The organism is Paenibacillus ferrarius, from assembly GCF_002027705.1.
Classification (GTDB): domain Bacteria; phylum Bacillota; class Bacilli; order Paenibacillales; family NBRC-103111; genus Paenibacillus_E; species Paenibacillus_E ferrarius.
The window spans coordinates 162775-181052 of record NZ_MBTG01000003.1 but is presented as its reverse complement, the minus strand read 5'-3'; the positions used below and the strand labels follow the sequence as shown (position 1 = coordinate 181052).

The 18278-nt window shown below is 47.5% G+C and carries 19 protein-coding genes and 1 pseudogene; 2 read left to right on the top strand and 18 right to left on the bottom strand.

Annotated elements, in window-relative coordinates:
• Window positions 1–160: 160 nt before the first annotated feature.
• From BC351_RS04930 to BC351_RS04875, 12 genes are all read right to left on the bottom strand, one after another.
• Complete coding sequence (locus BC351_RS04930) at window positions 161–1462, bottom strand: pyrimidine-nucleoside phosphorylase (RefSeq protein ID WP_079409602.1); 1302 nt, start codon at window positions 1460–1462, stop codon at window positions 161–163.
• Between the two features lie 109 nt (window positions 1463–1571).
• Window positions 1572–1955, bottom strand: a complete 384-nt coding sequence (locus BC351_RS04925) for a cupredoxin domain-containing protein (protein WP_079409601.1) — start codon at window positions 1953–1955, stop codon at window positions 1572–1574.
• Window positions 1956–2134: 179 nt separating this feature from the next.
• The gene (locus BC351_RS04920; protein ID WP_079409600.1) at window positions 2135–2572 is read right to left on the bottom strand and encodes a hypothetical protein; all 438 of its coding nucleotides are present in this window, start codon (window positions 2570–2572) and stop codon (window positions 2135–2137) included.
• 139 nt (window positions 2573–2711) lie between these two features.
• A complete protein-coding gene (locus BC351_RS04915; RefSeq protein ID WP_079409599.1) occupies window positions 2712–3539 on the bottom strand; it encodes a purine-nucleoside phosphorylase in 828 nt (275 codons plus the stop codon).
• A 33-nt stretch (window positions 3540–3572) separates the two neighbouring features.
• Window positions 3573–4748 (bottom strand): phosphopentomutase, encoded by a 1176-nt coding sequence (deoB, locus tag BC351_RS04910; protein ID WP_079409598.1) that lies wholly within the window; start codon window positions 4746–4748, stop codon window positions 3573–3575.
• A gap of 110 nt (window positions 4749–4858) precedes the next feature.
• Window positions 4859–5755 (bottom strand): site-specific tyrosine recombinase XerD, encoded by an 897-nt coding sequence (gene xerD / locus BC351_RS04905; RefSeq protein ID WP_144028280.1) that lies wholly within the window; start codon window positions 5753–5755, stop codon window positions 4859–4861.
• Between the two features lie 86 nt (window positions 5756–5841).
• Window positions 5842–6081, bottom strand: a complete 240-nt coding sequence (locus BC351_RS04900; protein ID WP_079409597.1) for a DUF4227 family protein — start codon at window positions 6079–6081, stop codon at window positions 5842–5844.
• 57 nt (window positions 6082–6138) lie between these two features.
• Window positions 6139–7269, bottom strand: a complete 1131-nt coding sequence (gene ald, locus BC351_RS04895) for an alanine dehydrogenase (RefSeq protein WP_079409596.1) — start codon at window positions 7267–7269, stop codon at window positions 6139–6141.
• A gap of 166 nt (window positions 7270–7435) precedes the next feature.
• Window positions 7436–7921, bottom strand: a complete 486-nt coding sequence (gene fur, locus BC351_RS04890; RefSeq protein WP_079409595.1) for a ferric iron uptake transcriptional regulator — start codon at window positions 7919–7921, stop codon at window positions 7436–7438.
• Window positions 7922–8025: 104 nt separating this feature from the next.
• Complete coding sequence (gene spoIIM, locus BC351_RS04885; protein ID WP_244208885.1) at window positions 8026–8667, bottom strand: stage II sporulation protein M; 642 nt, start codon at window positions 8665–8667, stop codon at window positions 8026–8028.
• A gap of 61 nt (window positions 8668–8728) precedes the next feature.
• The gene (locus tag BC351_RS04880) at window positions 8729–9910 is read right to left on the bottom strand and encodes an endonuclease Q family protein (protein WP_079409594.1); all 1182 of its coding nucleotides are present in this window, start codon (window positions 9908–9910) and stop codon (window positions 8729–8731) included.
• Window positions 9907–10464, bottom strand: a complete 558-nt coding sequence (locus BC351_RS04875) for an NUDIX domain-containing protein (protein WP_079409593.1) — start codon at window positions 10462–10464, stop codon at window positions 9907–9909. The genes BC351_RS04880 and BC351_RS04875 overlap by 4 nt, the downstream gene beginning before the upstream one ends.
• A gap of 95 nt (window positions 10465–10559) precedes the next feature.
• On the opposite strand from BC351_RS04875, the pseudogene mciZ reads away from it, so the two are divergent.
• Window positions 10560–10625 (top strand): annotated as a pseudogene (mciZ, locus tag BC351_RS44260) (Z-ring formation inhibitor MciZ); the annotation flags it as partial.
• 34 nt (window positions 10626–10659) lie between these two features.
• On the opposite strand, the gene BC351_RS04865 reads toward mciZ, so the two are convergent.
• On the bottom strand, window positions 10660–11775 hold the full coding sequence (locus BC351_RS04865; RefSeq protein WP_158081982.1) for a DUF3866 family protein: 1116 nt from the start codon (window positions 11773–11775) through the stop codon (window positions 10660–10662).
• Window positions 11776–11901: 126 nt separating this feature from the next.
• Complete coding sequence (locus BC351_RS04860) at window positions 11902–13032, bottom strand: M20/M25/M40 family metallo-hydrolase (RefSeq protein ID WP_079409590.1); 1131 nt, start codon at window positions 13030–13032, stop codon at window positions 11902–11904.
• A 74-nt stretch (window positions 13033–13106) separates the two neighbouring features.
• On the opposite strand from BC351_RS04860, the gene prli42 reads away from it, so the two are divergent.
• Window positions 13107–13211: a stressosome-associated protein Prli42 gene (gene prli42, locus BC351_RS43820; protein WP_158081981.1), complete on the top strand. Its 105-nt coding sequence runs from the start codon at window positions 13107–13109 to the stop codon at window positions 13209–13211.
• A 2-nt stretch (window positions 13212–13213) separates the two neighbouring features.
• Here prli42 and BC351_RS04855 read toward each other — a convergent pair whose 3' ends face one another.
• From BC351_RS04855 to lpdA, 4 genes are all read right to left on the bottom strand, one after another.
• The gene (locus tag BC351_RS04855; RefSeq protein WP_079409589.1) at window positions 13214–14560 is read right to left on the bottom strand and encodes a dihydrolipoamide acetyltransferase family protein; all 1347 of its coding nucleotides are present in this window, start codon (window positions 14558–14560) and stop codon (window positions 13214–13216) included.
• A 71-nt stretch (window positions 14561–14631) separates the two neighbouring features.
• Window positions 14632–15612 carry an alpha-ketoacid dehydrogenase subunit beta gene (locus BC351_RS04850; protein WP_079409588.1) on the bottom strand — a complete coding sequence of 327 codons (981 nt, stop codon included), beginning with the start codon at window positions 15610–15612 and terminating at the stop codon, window positions 14632–14634.
• A gap of 2 nt (window positions 15613–15614) precedes the next feature.
• Window positions 15615–16625, bottom strand: coding sequence for a thiamine pyrophosphate-dependent dehydrogenase E1 component subunit alpha (locus BC351_RS04845; protein WP_079409587.1), 1011 nt, complete (start codon window positions 16623–16625; stop codon window positions 15615–15617).
• Window positions 16626–16730: 105 nt separating this feature from the next.
• On the bottom strand, window positions 16731–18155 hold the full coding sequence (gene lpdA, locus BC351_RS04840; RefSeq protein WP_079409586.1) for a dihydrolipoyl dehydrogenase: 1425 nt from the start codon (window positions 18153–18155) through the stop codon (window positions 16731–16733).
• Between the last annotated feature and the right edge of the window lie 123 nt (window positions 18156–18278).

Sequence of the window (18278 nt, the reverse complement as noted above, 5' to 3'; positions counted from 1 at the left end):
GCAGCTTGAATGACTGCTAATCAGTCTTGACGATTTCATCGTAAAATATTCCAAGAGAAGGAAAATAAAGATAGAACCAAAGCGCTGTCCGTTTCCGAAAAAAGCAAAAAACCCTAACTACCACATTCCTGTGGCCGTTAGGGCAGCTGACTTCGTGAAATTAAACGATTACGTCATAGATTAATTGAACTGGGGCAGGCTTTGTCGACTTGATGCGATACGCGTCAAGAATCATCGCACTCACTTCCTTGACTTCCTCGCGATTCGCATGGATCGTGCAGATCGATTCTCTCTTTTTCACGGAATCACCGATTTTCTTATTCAGGGTTAGACCAACTGCATAGTCGATCTGATCTTCTTTTTTCGCGCGGCCAGCGCCCAGAAGCATGGCAGCAATACCGATATGCTCCGCATCAATCTGATTGACGTAGCCTTCTTGCTCAGCTAACACTTCAAAATGATAGGCAGCCGTCGGCAGCAAATCAGGTTGGTCTACGACATTCGGATCGCCCCCCTGGCTTGCTACGAAGCGTCTGAACGTATCCAAAGCTTTCCCCTTGGCAATGATGTCCCGAACGGCTTCCTGCGCCTCTTCGAAGCTCTCAAACACTTTGCCCAGCACTGACATATAAGCCGCTACCGAGATCGCAACTTCAGTCAGCTCTTTGTCGCCTGTACCGCGCAGAACGTCAATGGATTCACGGATTTCATTGGCATTGCCGATTTCACGCCCCAGCGGCTGCTCCATGTCCGTAATCATCGCGATTGTATTCCGATTCAACTTTTTGCCGATGTCGACCATCGTCCTAGCTAGAACACGCGCATCATCAACCGTTTTCATGAATGCGCCTGAGCCAATTTTCACGTCCAGTACGATCGCATCTGCGCCTGAAGCAATTTTCTTGCTCATGATCGAACTCGCAATCAGTGGAATAGAATCAACAGTTGCTGTCACATCACGCAAGGCGTACATCTTTTTATCCGCAGGAGCTAAATTTCCGCTTTGACCGACAATCGCAATCTTGTTGGTATTCACGGCTTCGATGAAAGCCTCATTCGTCAGCTCGATCTGGAAGCCCGGAATCGACTCCAGTTTGTCAACTGTTCCGCCTGTATGACCAAGTCCTCTGCCTGACATTTTGGCAACAGGAACCCCTAGTGAGGCAACGATTGGTCCAACGATAAGACTGATTTTATCGCCAACGCCGCCTGTTGAATGTTTATCCACTTTGATCCCGGCAATCGCTGATAAATCGATCATTTCTCCTGAACCCGCCATAGCCAGCGTAAGCGCTGAAATTTCTTCGCTTGTCATCCCATTGAAAAAAATAGCCATCAATAAGGCGGACATTTGATAGTCCGGAATATCCCCGTTTGTATAACCGCTTACGATATGTGTAATTTCTTGATCAGTAAGCCCTTCGCCTAAGCGCTTTTTATGTATTAAATCAACCATTCTCATTATGTCTTCCTCCTTCGCTTTTTTCACAATTATATATCTATACGGCGCTGAATGCTTCGCCAAATCGAAAAAAGGGAGCTGTTAGGCCCCCTTAGTCTTGCTATTCCATTTATTGAACAACAAGTTTTGATTTCATTTTAGCATGTCCTTCACCGCAAGGAAGCACACAATCAATTTCATATGTACCTGGCTTGTCGAACGTTAATTCTTTGGAAGGGTTCTCTTTATCCAATTTGATATCCAAGCCTACGATTTCGATGGCATGAACGCCCTCTTTCAAAGACAAAGATACTTTCGTTGGTTCTCCGCTTTTCACTGTGAAGTCAGCTTGATCGAACTGCCAGTTGGAAGCAACGATTTTCAGTTGCTGAATTTTGCTAGAGGCAGCCTCTGCATCTTTCGCCTCTTGGCGAGCAGAAATATCTGTAAAGAGGACTCCCAGCCCCAATGCGCCCGCAAGTATAAATAATACAAAGAAAATCCACTTTTGCATGCATATCCCCCTCATCATGTGTTCACTTAATCTATTCTACCTAACAACTTAAGACATTCACATACATAGTTAGTGGCAAATCATTGAATATTTTGTGACGAAATTGTGAATGAGACTTTCACAAAAACATCCCCCTTAATGGGGGATATTACTCTTACTATTACCCAAGTTCGCTTAAATTACACGCCTCTTAATCTTTCGTGAATTTGGAAACCGCCGGAAGATATCGTTTGTTTCTCTCTGCGAAGCACCTGAAAGGATTTATCTTTGTCCTTCAGCTCCCGAATATCTTGGGTAATTCGATACGCACAGTCTGGACACATCTTCTGTTGACGAATCGGCTTCGAACAAGAAGCACAAGGGTAGTTCAAATTAGGATAATCCGTCAAATACAGCTTTCCTTCTTTGATCCAAGCATGCAGCTGTTCAGGTGTTGCTCCCGTCGCAACGCAAACCTGCGAATTCGTGGAACGATGGTTTCTGCGCAAGAAATCCAAACTGCTGGTTAAGATGGCGTCCATGCTATGACTGCAGTCTGAGCACTGATTTCTCAGATTCTTCTGAAATACTTTGCCGCAGCGCGGACAGTTTGCTACCGTTAATTGTGGGATGGCCATGCTCCACCACGTCCTTGTTATGGAATAGGTATCCTTCTCATGGATGCCTTAAGATATAGTTCTAATTAACTATATCTTAGCATGACTTCCTCACATTTTCTAGGTCTTCTGATGCTTAATCTCATTAAAATCGTTCATTTTATAGAGCTTCGATGATTCCCAAAACTAATTTCAAAAACTTAGGCTTTACTTTCTCTGTCGTTTCCATCACTTCGGCGTGAGAAAGCGGCTGATCCAAAATACCGGAAGCCATATTGGAAATACAGGAGAAGCCCAGCACTTCGATCCCTGCGTGACGGGCTACGATAACTTCAGGTACCGTTGACATTCCCACGGAATCCCCGCCAAGCGTGCGGAACATACGGATCTCAGCCGGCGTTTCGTAGTTAGGTCCAAGCAGTCCGACATATACCCCTTCTTGCAGTTTAAAATCTTGTGACGCGGCAACCTCATGCGCCAGCTTGCGCAGACGTTTGCTGTACGCTTCGGACATATCCGGGAAGCGCGCACCCAGCGCGTTGTCATTAGGCCCGATAAGCGGATTCCGGAATGTCAGATTTAAGTGATCGCTAATCACCATCAAATCACCGACTTGATAGGTTTCATTGATTCCCCCAGCCGCGTTCGTGACGATCAAGATCTCGATACCAAGCTCTTTCATTACACGCACTGGGAAAGATACCGTTTCTGCGCCATACCCTTCATACGCATGAAAACGGCCTTTCATCATTACAACTTGCTTCCCTTGAATCGTTCCCACGACAAGCTCGCCAGCATGGCCTTCCACTGTGGAGACAGGGAAATGAGGAATACGGGCGTAATCCACGACGATAGGCTGCTCGATCAAATCAGCAAGAACGCCAAGACCAGAACCGAGAATAAGCCCAATTTGCGGTTTAATATTCGTCTCTTTGCTAATAAAGGCAGCTGCCTCTTGAATTTTCTGGATCATGGATACTTCGGACATGGTAAATTCCTCCTAAACGTTTATCAAACTTTCTTATTTTAAAAGCGATAAAAAGCTTTCACCTTGCTCTGTGGCTTTCACGCCGAAATTATCTGCGATCGTAGCTCCCAAATCGGCGAACGTGCTGCGAATACCAAGCGATACAGGCGATTCAAAACTTGGACTGTACAGTAAAATAGGCACATATTCGCGGGTATGATCTGTCCCTGCATGGATCGGGTCATTCCCATGATCCGCCGTCAAAATTAGCAGGTCATTCGGACCGATGACCGATTTCAGCTGCGGCACGAACGCGTCGAATTCCTCCAGCGCTTTGCCGTACCCCTCTGGATCGCGGCGATGCCCATACAAAGAATCAAAATCCACAAGGTTGGTGAAAGCCAATCCTTTGAATGACGTCCCAAGCACCTCAATCGTCTTCTGAATCCCATCCAGATTGCTCTTGGTTGAGGAGGTTTGCGTGACGCCTTCACCATCGAAGATATCATTGATTTTGCCAATGGCTATGACGTCCAGCCCCGCATCTTTGAGATGATTCATAACAGTCGGCGCCGGAGGCTTAACGGCATAATCATGCCGGTTTGATGTACGCTTGAAGGCTCCAGGCTCCCCTAGATAAGGTCTTGCAATAACTCTGCCTACCGCGAACTCATCCTGCATCGTTAATCTTCTGGCAACTTCACATGCCCGGTACAGCTCTTCGAGCGGAATAATGTCCTCATGCGCGGCCAGCTGAAACACGCTGTCAGCCGAAGTGTACACAATCCAAGCTCCTGTTTTCATCTGTTCTTCGCCTAATTCATCCAGAATTTCCGTTCCGGAAGCCGGCTTATTCCCAATCACTTTGCGGCCTGTTTCTTGCTCAAATTGTGAAATTAAGCTTTCTGGAAATCCATTCGGATACACGTTAAATGGGGTTGAAATATGTAAGCCCATCAATTCCCAGTGTCCTGTCATCGTATCTTTACCTACGGACACTTCTGCCATTTTCCCGTAATATCCTTCCGGTGAATCCGTTGCTGGAATCCCTTTGATTGCTGCAATGCTTCCAAGGCCCAAACGCTGCAGGTTCGGAAGTGCGAACCCCTCTACCTTCTCTGCGATATGTCCGATTGTGTGAGCGCCACTGTCTCCAAATTGTTTGGCATCCGGTAATTCGCCGATACCTACACTATCCAATACGATTAAACTTATTCGTTCAAAGCGCACGCTGTTCCCTCCAAATCAATTCCTTCTGTTATCCACCCTCAATTATCTCATTTCCTATGGCTGAATGCAAAACAGCAGCATTTCCGCTTGGAAACAGCTGCTGTCTCTAGCTACATATTCGCTCTGGGATGCGCATTATTATAGACATCCTTCATCTTAAGCTTAGCTGCTTGCACATACATTTGTGTAGATGAAATATCGGAATGCCCGAGCATTTCTTGCACAGATCTAAGATCTGCCCCGTTCTCAATCAAATGTGCCGCAAAGGAATGTCTAAGCGCATGCGGTGAAATATCGTTCGCAATATTGATATCTTTGGCATATCGCTTCAAGATTTTCCAAAAACCTTGCCTCGTCATTCGCGTGCCCAGGTGCCCGACAAACAAGGCTTCTTCATCCGCCGTTTTCTTCAATAGCTTCTTCCGATCATTATGTATATAGGTGGTCAGACATCGATTCGCGATCGCGCTAAGAGGAATGTTGCGCTCCTTTTCCGCTTTGCCAACGCATCGAATGAATCCCATCTGTAGATTTACGTCGGTTACATTCAAAGAAATTAATTCAGACACACGAATGCCCGTCGCATACAGAAGCTCCAGCATCGCTTTATCTCTCGCACCGCTGACCAGCTCAGCCTGAGGCGCATCCAGCAGCTTTTCTACCTCTTGGATCGATAAGACTTTGGGGAGCTTTTTTTCCAGCTTGGGGGCTTCAATGTAAATAGAAGGATCCGCATCCAGCACTCGTTCCCTCACAAGAAACTGATAAAGTGCTCTTATGGAAACTAATGTACGCGACAAAGTTGCTGATGCGCGCCCTAATATTCTCATCTGTGAGAGATGTCCGGCAATATGTGTTTTATTCGTATCTTTCCAACTTGTAATCTCATGCTGCAGCAGGTAATCGACATATTGGTTCAAATCTCTTTGATAAGATTCCAACGTATTCCGTGATAGCCCCCGTTCAACTGATAAAAATCGGATGAAGGATTGCAGCTCATTCGTTATCATACCAGTATGCTCCTTCGTATCTTGCCATATCTTCATAAGGATAGCATTCAACGATCCCTGAGCAAACTCCTCTTTTTTACGCTTTATTCACCATACCAATAAAATAACCGCAATCGGTCGCTCATCGTTCCTGTTTCCTTCAAGGAAACAGGATCATGCTGCCCAAACACCTTCACAGACCTCCCCGAAGGGGTTCTGTACTTGTTCACCGGTTCAATCCAGCCCGTCAAAACGAGCATAACTTGATATAAAATGACGGTCAATGCCATGAAAAGCAAAATGTACCGTAAGCGAACAAGTAATTTTCGATAAGAAAAAATCATAGCCCGTCCTCATTTCCATACCTTTCTTAAGGACAAGATATGAAGAAGCAAGCCTGTTTATGACAACTCCGCCAACTTTGCATAGGGCAACCCTAACGCTTCGGCAACAGCAGGATGAGTCACATTTCCTTGATACGTATTTACCCCCAGCTGCAGCGGGTAATTCACAGAAATCGCCTGCTTAAAGTCAGAATTAGCTAATTCCAACGCATAGGGCAGCGTGACATTCGTTAATGCCAGTGTAGATGTCCGTGGGACAGCTCCAGGCATATTGGCAACCGCATAATGTAGAACACCATGCTTCACATAAGTAGGATCGTTATGCGTTGTAACTCGATCAATCGTCTCAATGGAGCCCCCTTGATCTACGGCAACATCCACGATAACAGCCCCCTGCTTCATGCTTTGTACCATCGCCTCTGTCACTAAGCGAGGCGCTCTCGCCCCTGGAATCAGAACAGCTCCGATTAAGAGATCTGCTTTCGGGACGGCATTGGCGATATTAAATGGATTCGACATCAAGGTCATCAATCTTCCGCCAAAAATATCGTCCAAAGCTCGCATCCGATCCGCGCTCCGTTCAATAATAACGACACTAGCCCCAAGCCCAAGAGCCATTTTGGCCGCATTCGTGCCCACGATGCCGCCACCAAGAATAACGACATTGGCTGGCGGTACGCCCGGTACCCCTCCGAGCAATATCCCCCGTCCTCCATAAAACTTCTCCAATAAATGCGCGCCGATCTGTACCGACATGCGACCCGCGACCTCACTCATTGGTGTCAATAGCGGCAGCGAGCCATTCGGCAGCTGAATGGTTTCATAAGCAATGCCTGTTACTTTCTTATTCAGCAAATGCTCCGCCAACTCACCGGCAGCAGCCAGATGCAAATAGGTGAATAACAGCTGCCCTTCCCGGAAATATCCATATTCCTCAGGAAGCGGTTCCTTCACCTTCATAATCATATCGCTGCGTGCCCACACCTCTGCCGCATCCGCGACAAGATCCGCACCTGCCTTGGCATAATCCTCATCCGCGAAGCCACTGCCTTGGCCTGCTCCGCTTTCGACCACAACTTGATGGCCTGCCAGATGAAGCATGCTTGCCCCTCCCGGCGTCAATGCAACACGGTTCTCATTGTTCTTCAATTCTTTGGGAACACCGATCACCTTCGATTGTCTTGTCATCACGGCTACCTTCTTCCTAGGTTCATTAGTCATAATGTGCCCATGCTTCCAGTCCAATTATGTGAGCTGAAGAACGATCTGTCCTTTCTGTCATTATATGAAAAAGACGAAAAAATGCCTGTATGCACGAGCTGTGCTTACAGGCATTTTCTTTGTATGAACAGTTCTATTCAGATCCTGTTGTTTTGGATTTGTCCAATGAGTCCGGCTTTCCTCGTTCGTTACAGCGATAGCAGATACCTTGAAAATCAAGTCGATGATCGAGCACTTGGAAATTAAAATCACTGTCTAACCTTTCTTCCAAAGGTCCAAGCCAGTCTTCCATAATTTCATCTACGGATCCGCATTGCACGCAAATCAAATGATGGTGATGGTGACGTGTACTGTCATCACGCAAATCGTAACGAGCTACACCGTCGCCAAAATTCATTTTTTCCAAAACATGCAGCTCGCTCAGCAGCTCTAATGTTCGGTATACGGTTGCCAGACCGATCTCCGGAGCTTTATCCTTCACAAGCATAAACACGTCTTCCGCACTCAAATGATCTTGTTCATTTTCTAAAAGCACGCGCACTGTCGCTTCCCGTTGGGGAGTTAGCTTGTACCCTTGGGATTGCAGTTGCTGCTTAATCTTCTCAATCCTTGCTTCCATATGCCTCCCCCTCAGAAAGGTGGGCATCCAAGCCCAATTTTAGCCACTCTTTTTATTATAGGGGGAGCTTGCTGACAAAGTCAAACATTAACATGCATAAAACGCTAGCTATAAAGTCCAGCGAGCATCGGTGTTACCCATTTCATCATCATTTGCGACATATATCCTTCCCAAAGTGCTGCTCCCAAAAGGAATATTCCCATCACAAGCGTAATGGATGTATAGCGCATAAAAGGTTGGTACATGTTGCCATTCCGGCTCAAGAAGCGATTTTTTATCATATAAATGGAGAAGGCCATCGCCGCGACACTGCAGAACAGAATAGCCGGGACGACAATTAAATTCTGAGGCGCAACAGAAACAAGCGCAAATAACAACCCTTTCCATGACATTTGCCCGACTAAATAACCGACCGTAAAGCCAATCAACACACCTTTCAGAAAATCAAGAATGAGAATTAACGGAAAACCGATAACCGACAATCCAAACAGCCAGATCAACAATATCCATTTCATATGCATGCCAAAGGCTTGTACAAAGGATTGCCTGCTGTCGAATTCGGCGCCCTCATTCACCTCATGGAAAAAACTGCCCAAATGGCGCGTCATCTCTTGCTTTTGTTCCAATGAAAGAGCATTAACCATCACAGCGCCAAACACCACGCCAATAATGAAAAGTACGGAGACGAATATAAAAAGCGGCAAATTATCCTTCATATATTGTTTCATCGTTAGGTTTCTATTCACCCTCGCTGCTCCTTCCTTGTACAACCTGTACAAAGACAAGCTTATGAGCGATTCCTGAAAACTATGAACGATTTTTATTCACTTTGCCGTATCGCCCGCCGCCGCCAACCTCCAGCTGCAAGGAACCTTCCCTGGCTTTAACGAGATAGGAAGCAATCTCCTCCCCAATTTCACGTTGCAATTCTTCCAGCGTTGTACGATGCAGCACGTTCATTTCTGTTCCAAAGCGCTGCAGCAATTGATCAAGCTTCTTAGGTCCAAGACCCGGAATAAACTCTAGTGGAATTTGAAAATGGTAGGGCGGCCGATAAGGCGGAAGATACGCCTGCTCGCGATCTGCCAAAGCCAAGATCCGATCCATAACCCCTCTTACGATCTTCGCACTGCCACAGTCCGCGCATCGCTCTACCGTCTCTGCACGATCATCCAGGATGGACTCACATACGCTGCAGTAAGTGCGATGGTATTTGCCCAAACGAGGATTAAGCCCGTAATTCGCGGTGATTCCACGTCCGTCTTGGCGGTTCAGCGCTTTAACCAGCTCTTCGAAGGTGGGGGCAGCCAACTGCATTTCGTTATATTCGCGTCCGATCTTGGCAAGCGAGTGCGCATCCGAGTTCGTTACGAAAGAGAAGCGATCCAGCTCGGAAATCAAACCCGCCATTTCCGAATCTGCGCTTAGTCCGAGTTCAACTGCTGCGATCCCATCCAGCTCCAGCAGATTTTCCATTCTGCCGGTCGCGCTGCCGTATACACTTTTGTGGGGTGTGAAAATATGGGCAGGAATAAGAATTCCTCCCCGCCCTATTACCTCATCTTGCAATACACGAGCCGAAACATAAATGCGTTGGGAGCTTAGCTCCACATTTTTTATATAACCCTTCATCCATGTTGTGAACTCCTGCATCACCGATAAATTCGGCATATAAGCCAGCAAATGGGCAGGCCCCATTCCCGGCTCCCGCACCTCGATTTCACTGCCCAGCATAATAGCCGTATCGCGATATTGGATGCCGCCGCCTGCAAGTTCCTCCATCTCGCCACGGTCCAAGTAAGTCATGATATCATCCTGCACCGACGGCGATTGGCAATCGATAATTCCGATAATTTCCATTCCTTTGCGGACCGCTGCCTCATGGGCAATATTGAAAAAGGTAAGGTTGTTAGCCGCACTGATTTTGACAGCTTGTCCTTTCTCTGTTCGGCCAATGTGAATATGCAGATCTGCGTAATAAGATTTCATCCCATCTGCCCAGTTAAACGATACAACTTCCACGCATAAACTGCCATGATCGTCTTCGCATCGCTGATACGTCCCTCTTGCATATATTGCAGCGCTTGCTCCAACGTTATCGCTTCACATTCCAGAAACTCGTCCTCATCCGGATTCGCATCACCCTTCACCAAATCTTCCGCTACATAGAGATGGATGATTTCATCAGCGAACCCCGGCGAGGTATAGAAGGAACTGACCAGCTTGATATTCTCAGTCCGATAACCGGTTTCTTCTACAAGCTCTCGGAGGGCAGCTTTCATAGGCTCTTCCCCCGCATCCAGCTTGCCGGCAGGAATTTCAACCTGGCTTTTCTCAAGCGGCTTGCGATACTGCTCGACAACAATCATTTTATCTCCGAGAAGCGGGATGACAGCAACAGCGCCTGGATGCTTTACAATTTCACGTGTTGCCATCTCCCCATTAGGCAAACGGACATGGTCCACTTGCAGCGAAATAACTTTCCCTTTGAAAATTTGTTCAGACGTTACGGTTACTTCTTCGAATTTATTGTGTAATGACATTACTAACACCTCATCCTGATTAATTGGTCTATCTTGTCCCATTCGCGCATATCGTTCATTATATCAAAATTTAACCTGAAAAGAGGAAATTGGATATGAAGAGCTATGTTACCGATCGCCAAATTAGGCTTGTAGGCAAAGCTTGGGAAGTCAAACGCCAACTGCAGCTGATGCTCCAGCAAGGCGGAAACCAAATTACTCTTGTCGATTATGTAACTGATATACATACTCAGCAGCCGCACAAACGGCTTGGAAATAAGCGGGGTCCTGAAATAATCCCCTTCCCATCGAGGTAATGAATTCCGGGTATTCCCCGAGAGCCTTATCTATCTCCTCTTGGGCAATAGCCGGCATATAGACAACTTGATGCCGCTTAAGACTTTGCGCCTGCTCTTGGACGAGTGCATATTCTTCTCCCAGCAGGCGCGGCAAGGGGACGATCGCAGGGCAGCTGGCAGCTATTTGCAGCGCTGTTAGCGTATGATGGCTTATGCCTCGATGCCGTGACCGTGAATCTGCGAAGGAGATGCGCGGAATTACAATTGGCGTCCCGCCAAGGGCATGAACGGCGTTAACAAGCTCTCCTGTTTCTATCCCCGAATAACCATAGAGAGTTCCCGTGCCAACGATTCCCGGACCCATCGAAACGATACTAAGATCAGCTTTGCCAACATGTTTCGCTGCGACTAATGCGCTGAACTTATTCACAGCCTCTATTTTACCCCCATAAGCTTGACCATAAGTAATCGTAGTCTCCAGCCACCCAAGCGCCTCAAGAAGCGCCGCATGATGACTCCAAGCGAGCGGCAGCGCGCCTCCATCCGACATGATGTAAGCTACCTTCCTTGCCTCCTCAATGCCATCCTTTAACTCTCGGTAACGCAGCCAACACATAGCAATAGGCAGCATGCTGTGCAATTCTCCCAGCAATACAGGCATTCCCGATAGATGCTTTTGCTCCAAAAAAGTGGCATGATAGCTGCTTTGCGGTTCTTCGACGGCTAACACACTCCGCTGCATAGGGGTGTATTTGAGCTTCATGATATGCCCTTCCACTGTTGCTGGCACGCACTGGAGACCAGCTCGCCAGCCGCGTGCACCGATAACCAAATGATAACCTCCAGAGCCTAGCCCCAGATTCATCGCCGTTACATTCAAATCAACCACCTCACCAGCCGCCAATAGCGGGGCACTGTCCGTGTAATGCACCGCGCGTTCAAGCTCCCCGCTTCGCATCCGGACACGAACGATCTGCACGCCTTCACGAACCGCTTCAACGCTTTCTACCGTCCCTATATCTCTTCTCAACATTGTGGCAATCCCCCCGCTTGGACGCATCTTACTCGAAGCATATGTGGACTGCCGCAGTTTTACCCCTTTTCAAAGCAAAAAACCTCAATTCCACCTAAGTAGAAAATGAGGTTTTCAGTTCATTTATTAGACGTTTGCCGCTTCTTTGACAAGGGCAACAAGCAATTCAGCCGTTTTGACCAGATCGCTGATGGCGATGTGTTCTTTGGTTGTATGAATTTCGTGATAACCAACAGCCAAATTCACCGTAGGAATGCCCATGCCATTGAAGATGTTAGCATCGCTTCCACCACCGGAGTGGAAAGTCCGAGCTGTCAGTCCAAGCGTCGCGAGCGCTCTGCTCGTCAGCTGCACGATTGGCGCTGAATCGTCATGCATGTAGGATGCATACACGATATCCGCATGAAATTCACAAGTTGTGCCCGCATCTGCCGCAGCGGATTCACAAGCTTGCTTCATCGCAGCAATTTGCGCCTCCAGCTTATGCTGAACGATACTGCGAGCTTCTGCTTCCATTTTCACTTTATCGCAGACCACGTTCAAGGGACCTACACCGGAGAAACTGCCGATATTCGCTGTTGTTTCACTGTCGATACGTCCCAGCGACATGCGGGACACCGCTTTACTGGCAACTTGGATGGCACTGATGCCATCTTCCGGATTCACGCCGGCATGCGCAGATTTGCCATGGAAAATAATTTCAATTTCCGCACGGCCAGGAGCAGCCGTTGCGATGTCTCCGATACTGCCGTTGGAATCAAGCGCAAAGCCAAACTCCGCTTCCATCACGCTGCGATCCATGGCGCGAGCGCCTTTCAGACCGCTTTCTTCGCCAGCGGTAATAACGAATTGAATGCGGCCATGCGGAATATTGTTTTCCTTCAACACTTGGATGCCTTCAAGCATCGCGGCAATACCTGCTTTGTCATCGCTGCCCAGAATCGTGGTCCCGTTGCTGCGAATATAGCCATCTTCACCAATTTGCGGCTTGATCCCCTTGCCTGGTGCTACGGTATCCATGTGAGAGGTAAAGAAGATCGTTGGAATCGCAGCATTGCTGTCCGTCGCTTCCAATGTACAAATCAGGTTTCCGGAGCCGTGACCACTTTTGGCCATGGAATCATCTTCCACCACGTGTAAGCCTAAACGACTGAACTTCTCTTTCAGAACGACACAGATGTCTTGCTCGAAGCGGGTCTCGCTGTCAACTTGCACAAGTGCTATAAATTCTTCCACTAAACGGTTTTGTTGAATCATGTACTTTCCTCCGATACTTACTTTGAGTTACAATATAACGGTACAAGCTTTTACGACAAAGGAGTGAGTATTCATTGTTACAAAATAAACGCTGGTTTAAAGTCGTGATCTATATTATGTTGATCGTCATGGTATTATCAAGCCTATTGTTTACTGCGGGATTATTTTTTACTTCTTAATTTTAATAAATCTTCGTATCCGCATTATAACTTTCTAGATTTTCTTTCACTCGCTGCAGGAACCTTCCGCAAATGACACCATCGAGAATTCGGTGATCCAGTGATAAACAGAGGTTGACCATCGAGCGAACGGCAATCATATCTTGAATAACGACAGGCTTCTTCACAATCGATTCAAAGGTCACAATCGCTGCTTGCGGATAATTGATGATCGGATAAGACAGAATCGAACCAAAGGAGCCTGTATTATTTACCGTAAACGTTCCGCCCACCATATCGTTCAGCGATAATTTCCCCGCGCGTGTTTTCTTCGTTAATTCATCAATCTCTCTAGCCAAACCTGCGATATTTTTCTGATCCGCTTTTTTGATCACCGGCGTCATGACGGAATCTTCCGTTCCGACAGACAAGGAAATGTTAATATCGCGCTTCACGATAATTTTATCAACAGCCCATACCGAGTTGATGATCGGATAATCTTTGATCGCATTCACAACGGCTTTCAGCATGAAGGCCAAATACGTCAAATTAATGCCCTCGCGGCGCATAAACTCATCCTTCACCTTATTCCGCAGAACGACAAGATTCGTAACATCGACTTCAATCATGGTCCAAGCATGTGGAATTTCGGTTACGCTTTGACGCATACGGGATGCAATCGCATTCCGGATTGGCGTTACATCAATGAAATGCTCATTACGCGAGTCGAGCGAATGACCTTCCGCCTCGATCAGCGGAGTCTGGGGATTCGCCGACAGATGAATCCCTGAGCTGCGTACAGGCATGTTCGCAGCTTGAGGCTGTTCCGCAGCGATCGCAGAGGAAACTGCCGCTTGCTGCTGCGGTTGTACAGCAGCAGGCTGAGCTGGGGCAGCATTAGCGCCGCCGGAGCCGATGAATTGTTCAACATCCTTGCGCGTAATGCGTCCGCCAAGTCCTGTTCCTGCAACACGCGCCAAGTCAACACCGTTGTCTTGCGCGATACGCTGCACAGCCGGCGAGTAACGGCCGCGCATGCTTTGGTCCGTATCGGCGGACAGCGCAGTTCCCACTGGGCTAACAGCTTCTGTATGTGAGACAGCCGACGCATCTACCTTCTCTTCAATCAAACAAATCGCTTCGCCGACAGCCGCGGTTTCACCGTCTCCGACGATGATTTTCACCAGCTTGCCTTCAATGGGGGAAGGCATTTCAGTATTTACTTTTTCTGTGAAAAGCTCACAAAGAACGTCATATTGCTCGATATAATCGCCAGGCTTTTTCAGCCATTTGCCGATGGTCGCCGAGACGAGACTTTCCGCCAGATGCGGAACAGTAACCTCTGTCAGACGGCTGTTGGTTTGATTCATAGGTGTACCTCCTAAGTTCAGGAACTGATCAATGATAGAAATAAGCGGTTGGAATTAGACCTTTATACGATTTAGAATATAGCAAGCTGACGCATAGCATCCTTCAGCTTATCTGCATTGAGCAGGAAGAACTTCTCCATCGGAGGGTTGCTGCCCACTGCCGGGACGTCAGGACCGCATAGTCTTGCGATCGGCGCATCAAGCTCGAAGAAGATTTCTTCGGCAATGATGGCAGAAACTTCAGCGCCTACTCCGCCTGTTTTGTTATCTTCATGGGCAATCAGCACCTTGCCTGTCTTCCTCACCGCTTCCAGAATCGCCTCTTTATCGAGTGGCTGCAGCGTGCGCAGATCAAGCACGTGTGCGGAAATGCCTTCCTTGGCGAGCTCCTCCGCTGCTTGCAGCGCGTAGTTGACGACCATCCCATAAGCGATTACGGTGATGTCCGTTCCTTGGCGCTTCACGTCAGCCTTGCCGATCGGAACGATATAATCGTCGTCAGGCACGTCAGCAGAAAGCGCCAAATAACATTTCTTGTGCTCGAAGTAGAGCACGGGGTCAGCATCACGGATAGCCGCTTTCAGCAGCCCTTTGGCATCGTAAGGGTTGGAAGGCGCTACGATCTTCACACCTGGCGTGCCGAAGAAAACAGACTCTGGACATTGGGAATGATACAAAGCCCCTGCTCCTGTCGCCCCGTAAGGCGCACGAATGACAATCGGGCACGTCCAGTCATTATTAGAGCGATAGCGGATTTTCGCGGCTTCGCTCAGAATTTGATTCGTTGCCGGGAAAATGAAATCGGCGAACTGAATCTCGGCAATTGGCTTCATCCCATACATCGCTGCGCCAATGGCTACCCCTACAATTGCCGACTCCGCCAGCGGAGTGTCAAGCACGCGGTCTTCGCCGAATAGGTCGCGAAGTCCTTTGGTTGTGTTCAAGACTCCGCCTTTCCCTACGTCTTCTCCTAGAACGAAGACATTATCATCAAGCTTCATTTCCTCCTGCATCGCAGAGCGGATTGCTTCCAAATAAGTAATAACTGCCATAATTAGTTGCCATCTCCTTCTGCGTAAACGTGGAGAAGCGTATCTTCCGGCTTCGGATAAGGCGCAAGATCCGCATACTTTGTCGCTTCATTGATCTCTTGCTTTTGAAGTTCCTGAAGCTCGCTATCCAGCTCATCATTCCAAAGTCCGCATTCCATCAAATATTCTTTGAATTTCACGATCCCGTCTTTCTGACGGTTCTGTTCAACTTCTTCTTTGGTGCGGTAGAGCATATCATCATCCGATGTCGAATGCGGCATAAGACGGTACGATACCATCTCGATCAGCGTTGGACCTTCGCCGCGAACGGCCCGCTCTCTTGCTTCTTTCGTCACACGGTACATTTCCAGAACATCGCTCCCATCGACTTGAATGCCAGGGAAGCCATAGCCTAATGCACGATCCGAAATTTTGCCTGCCACTTGTTTATGTAGGGGAACGGAAATCGCATATTGATTATTTTCGCAAACGAAAATAACCGGCAGCTTGTGAACCCCTGCAAAGTTACAGCCTTCATGGAAGTCTCCTTGGTTGCTGGAGCCTTCTCCAAAAGAAACGAACGTGACGAAATCCTGCTTCTTCATCTTGGCCGCCAGCGCAATGCCTGCGGCGTGAGGAACTTGCGTCGTTACCGGAGAGGAACCCGTGACGATATGATTTTTCTTATCGCCAAAATGTCCAGCCATTTGCCGTCCACCGCTGTTCACATCTTCTGCTTTGCAGAATACGGCAAGCATAAGATCCTTCACGGTCATGCCAACGGAAAGAACGAAAGCATAATCACGGTAATAAGGAAGGAAATAATCCTTTTGCGCTTCCATCGCGAAAGCCATCCCTACTTGACCAGCATATTGCCCCATACCGGACACATGGAAAGGGATTTTCCCTGCGCGCTGCAGCATAAAAGCCCGCTCATCATATTTCTGAGCAAGGTTCATCACTTTATACATACGAATGACTTCATCATCTGATAAATCTAATTGTTGGTGCTTATAAAGTTGACTAACGGACATGGAGTTTGCCTCCTTAAGAAATTTTAATGACCAAAACTTAATACCTGGTCCTAAGACTTGACTCTATAAGCTTATTATAAACGCAAATGTTTATGATTACAATTTTTATCCGCTAATTGCAATCCCATCCACGGCGAGCATCGCTTCGCCTAAAGCTTCCGATAATGTTGGATGTGGATGAATCGTTTGGCCAACTTCCCATGGTGTCGCATTCAGCACTTGCGCCAAAGCAGCTTCCGTAATGCTGTTTGTCACACTTGGCCCAATCATATGAACACCTAGAATATCGTTCGTTTCACTGTCTGCTATGACTTTAACAAATCCATCCGTATCTCCATAAACGAGAGCTTTCCCTATCGCTTTAAAGCTGAACTTGCCAATTTTGAGTTTATGTCCTTGCTCTATAGCTTGCTGCTCCGTCCATCCGACGCTGGCAATTTCAGGTCTTGTGTACGTACATTTGGCGACAAGATGAGCTTGCAGCTCATGAGGGGTTTGACCGGCAATATGTTCTGCCGCCAGAATTCCTTCATGTCCGGCCATATGGGCTAACATCAGTCCGCCAATCACATCGCCAACTGCATAAATATGAGATTCCGTCGTTTGCATGAAGGCATTTACACGAATGACACCTTTATCAATCTTGACGTCGGTATTCTCGAGTCCAATTCCTTCAACATTCGCCATACGGCCAACAGAAACAAGCACCTTGTCAGCTTTTAATTCAATGATTTCCCCTTGCTTGTCCGCTTGCAGGGTAACAGCACCTTCTTCAATCTTCACCGAATCCGCAAGAACCTTAGCACCTGTGACTAGGTTAATGCCACGCTTCTTGAATAAGCGTTCCAGCTCCTTCGAAATATCTGCGTCTTCCAACGCAACCAACCGCTTGTCAAGCTCTACTATGGTCACCTCTACGCCGAAATCACGCAGCATGGATGCCCATTCCACCCCGATGACACCGCCGCCTACGATAATAATTGACTTCGGCAGCTCGTCCATTCGCAGCGCATCTTCACTTGTCAGAATGTGCGTGCCGTCAATCGCAAGACCTGGCAGGCTGCGCGGTCTGGAGCCGGTAGCAATGATCAAATTGCTCGAGAGAAGCGTTTCGATATCTCCGTCTTCTTTCTCAACAGAAACAGCGCCGCTGCGCGGAGAAAAGATCGAAGGTCCAATAATCCGGCCATTGCCTGCATGCACCGTGATTTTATTTTTCTTCATCAGAAATTGCAAGCCTTGGTGCAGTTGATCCACAATGCGCTGCTTGCGTGCCAGAACACGATCAAAATTCAGTTCAACGGATTGTGCCGTGATCCCGTATTCCTCACTTTTTTGCATGGTTGCATAAACTTCTGCACTGCGCAGCAATGCCTTGCTTGGAATACAGCCTTGATGCAAACAGGTGCCACCCAGTTTCTCTCTTTCCACAATTGCTACTGTCTTGCCAAGCTGTGCAGCCCTGATTGCAGCGGTGTAGCCACCAATTCCTCCGCCTAAGACAACGACATCATATCTATGTTCACTCATTCGTAATTCCTCCTTATTTGGCATTCGCTTTCCACATATGTAACCATTACTCTCTATTATATTACCCTTTTTTGACTTCGAAATCATAGTCTTATTTGTGAAATAGACACACTAACAGATTCA

Excerpts from the sequence above, each read along its gene's own strand:
- BC351_RS04930 (WP_079409602.1), bottom strand. The coding sequence starts at position 1,462 with ATGAGAATGGTTGATTTAATACATAAAAAGCGCTTAGGCGAAGGGCTT.
- BC351_RS04925 (WP_079409601.1), bottom strand. The coding sequence starts at position 1,955 with ATGCAAAAGTGGATTTTCTTTGTATTATTTATACTTGCGGGCGCATTG.
- BC351_RS04920 (WP_079409600.1), bottom strand. The coding sequence starts at position 2,572 with ATGGCCATCCCACAATTAACGGTAGCAAACTGTCCGCGCTGCGGCAAA.
- BC351_RS04915 (WP_079409599.1), bottom strand. The coding sequence starts at position 3,539 with ATGTCCGAAGTATCCATGATCCAGAAAATTCAAGAGGCAGCTGCCTTT.
- BC351_RS04900 (WP_079409597.1), bottom strand. The coding sequence starts at position 6,081 with ATGATTTTTTCTTATCGAAAATTACTTGTTCGCTTACGGTACATTTTG.
- ald (WP_079409596.1), bottom strand. The coding sequence starts at position 7,269 with ATGACAAGACAATCGAAGGTGATCGGTGTTCCCAAAGAATTGAAGAAC.
- fur (WP_079409595.1), bottom strand. The coding sequence starts at position 7,921 with ATGGAAGCAAGGATTGAGAAGATTAAGCAGCAACTGCAATCCCAAGGG.
- BC351_RS04880 (WP_079409594.1), bottom strand. The coding sequence starts at position 9,910 with ATGAAATCTTATTACGCAGATCTGCATATTCACATTGGCCGAACAGAG.
- BC351_RS04875 (WP_079409593.1), bottom strand. The coding sequence starts at position 10,464 with ATGTCATTACACAATAAATTCGAAGAAGTAACCGTAACGTCTGAACAA.
- BC351_RS04865 (WP_158081982.1), bottom strand. The coding sequence starts at position 11,775 with ATGTTGAGAAGAGATATAGGGACGGTAGAAAGCGTTGAAGCGGTTCGT.
- BC351_RS04860 (WP_079409590.1), bottom strand. The coding sequence starts at position 13,032 with ATGATTCAACAAAACCGTTTAGTGGAAGAATTTATAGCACTTGTGCAA.
- BC351_RS04855 (WP_079409589.1), bottom strand. The coding sequence starts at position 14,560 with ATGAATCAAACCAACAGCCGTCTGACAGAGGTTACTGTTCCGCATCTG.
- BC351_RS04850 (WP_079409588.1), bottom strand. The coding sequence starts at position 15,612 with ATGGCAGTTATTACTTATTTGGAAGCAATCCGCTCTGCGATGCAGGAG.
- BC351_RS04845 (WP_079409587.1), bottom strand. The coding sequence starts at position 16,625 with ATGTCCGTTAGTCAACTTTATAAGCACCAACAATTAGATTTATCAGAT.
- lpdA (WP_079409586.1), bottom strand. The coding sequence starts at position 18,155 with ATGAGTGAACATAGATATGATGTCGTTGTCTTAGGCGGAGGAATTGGT.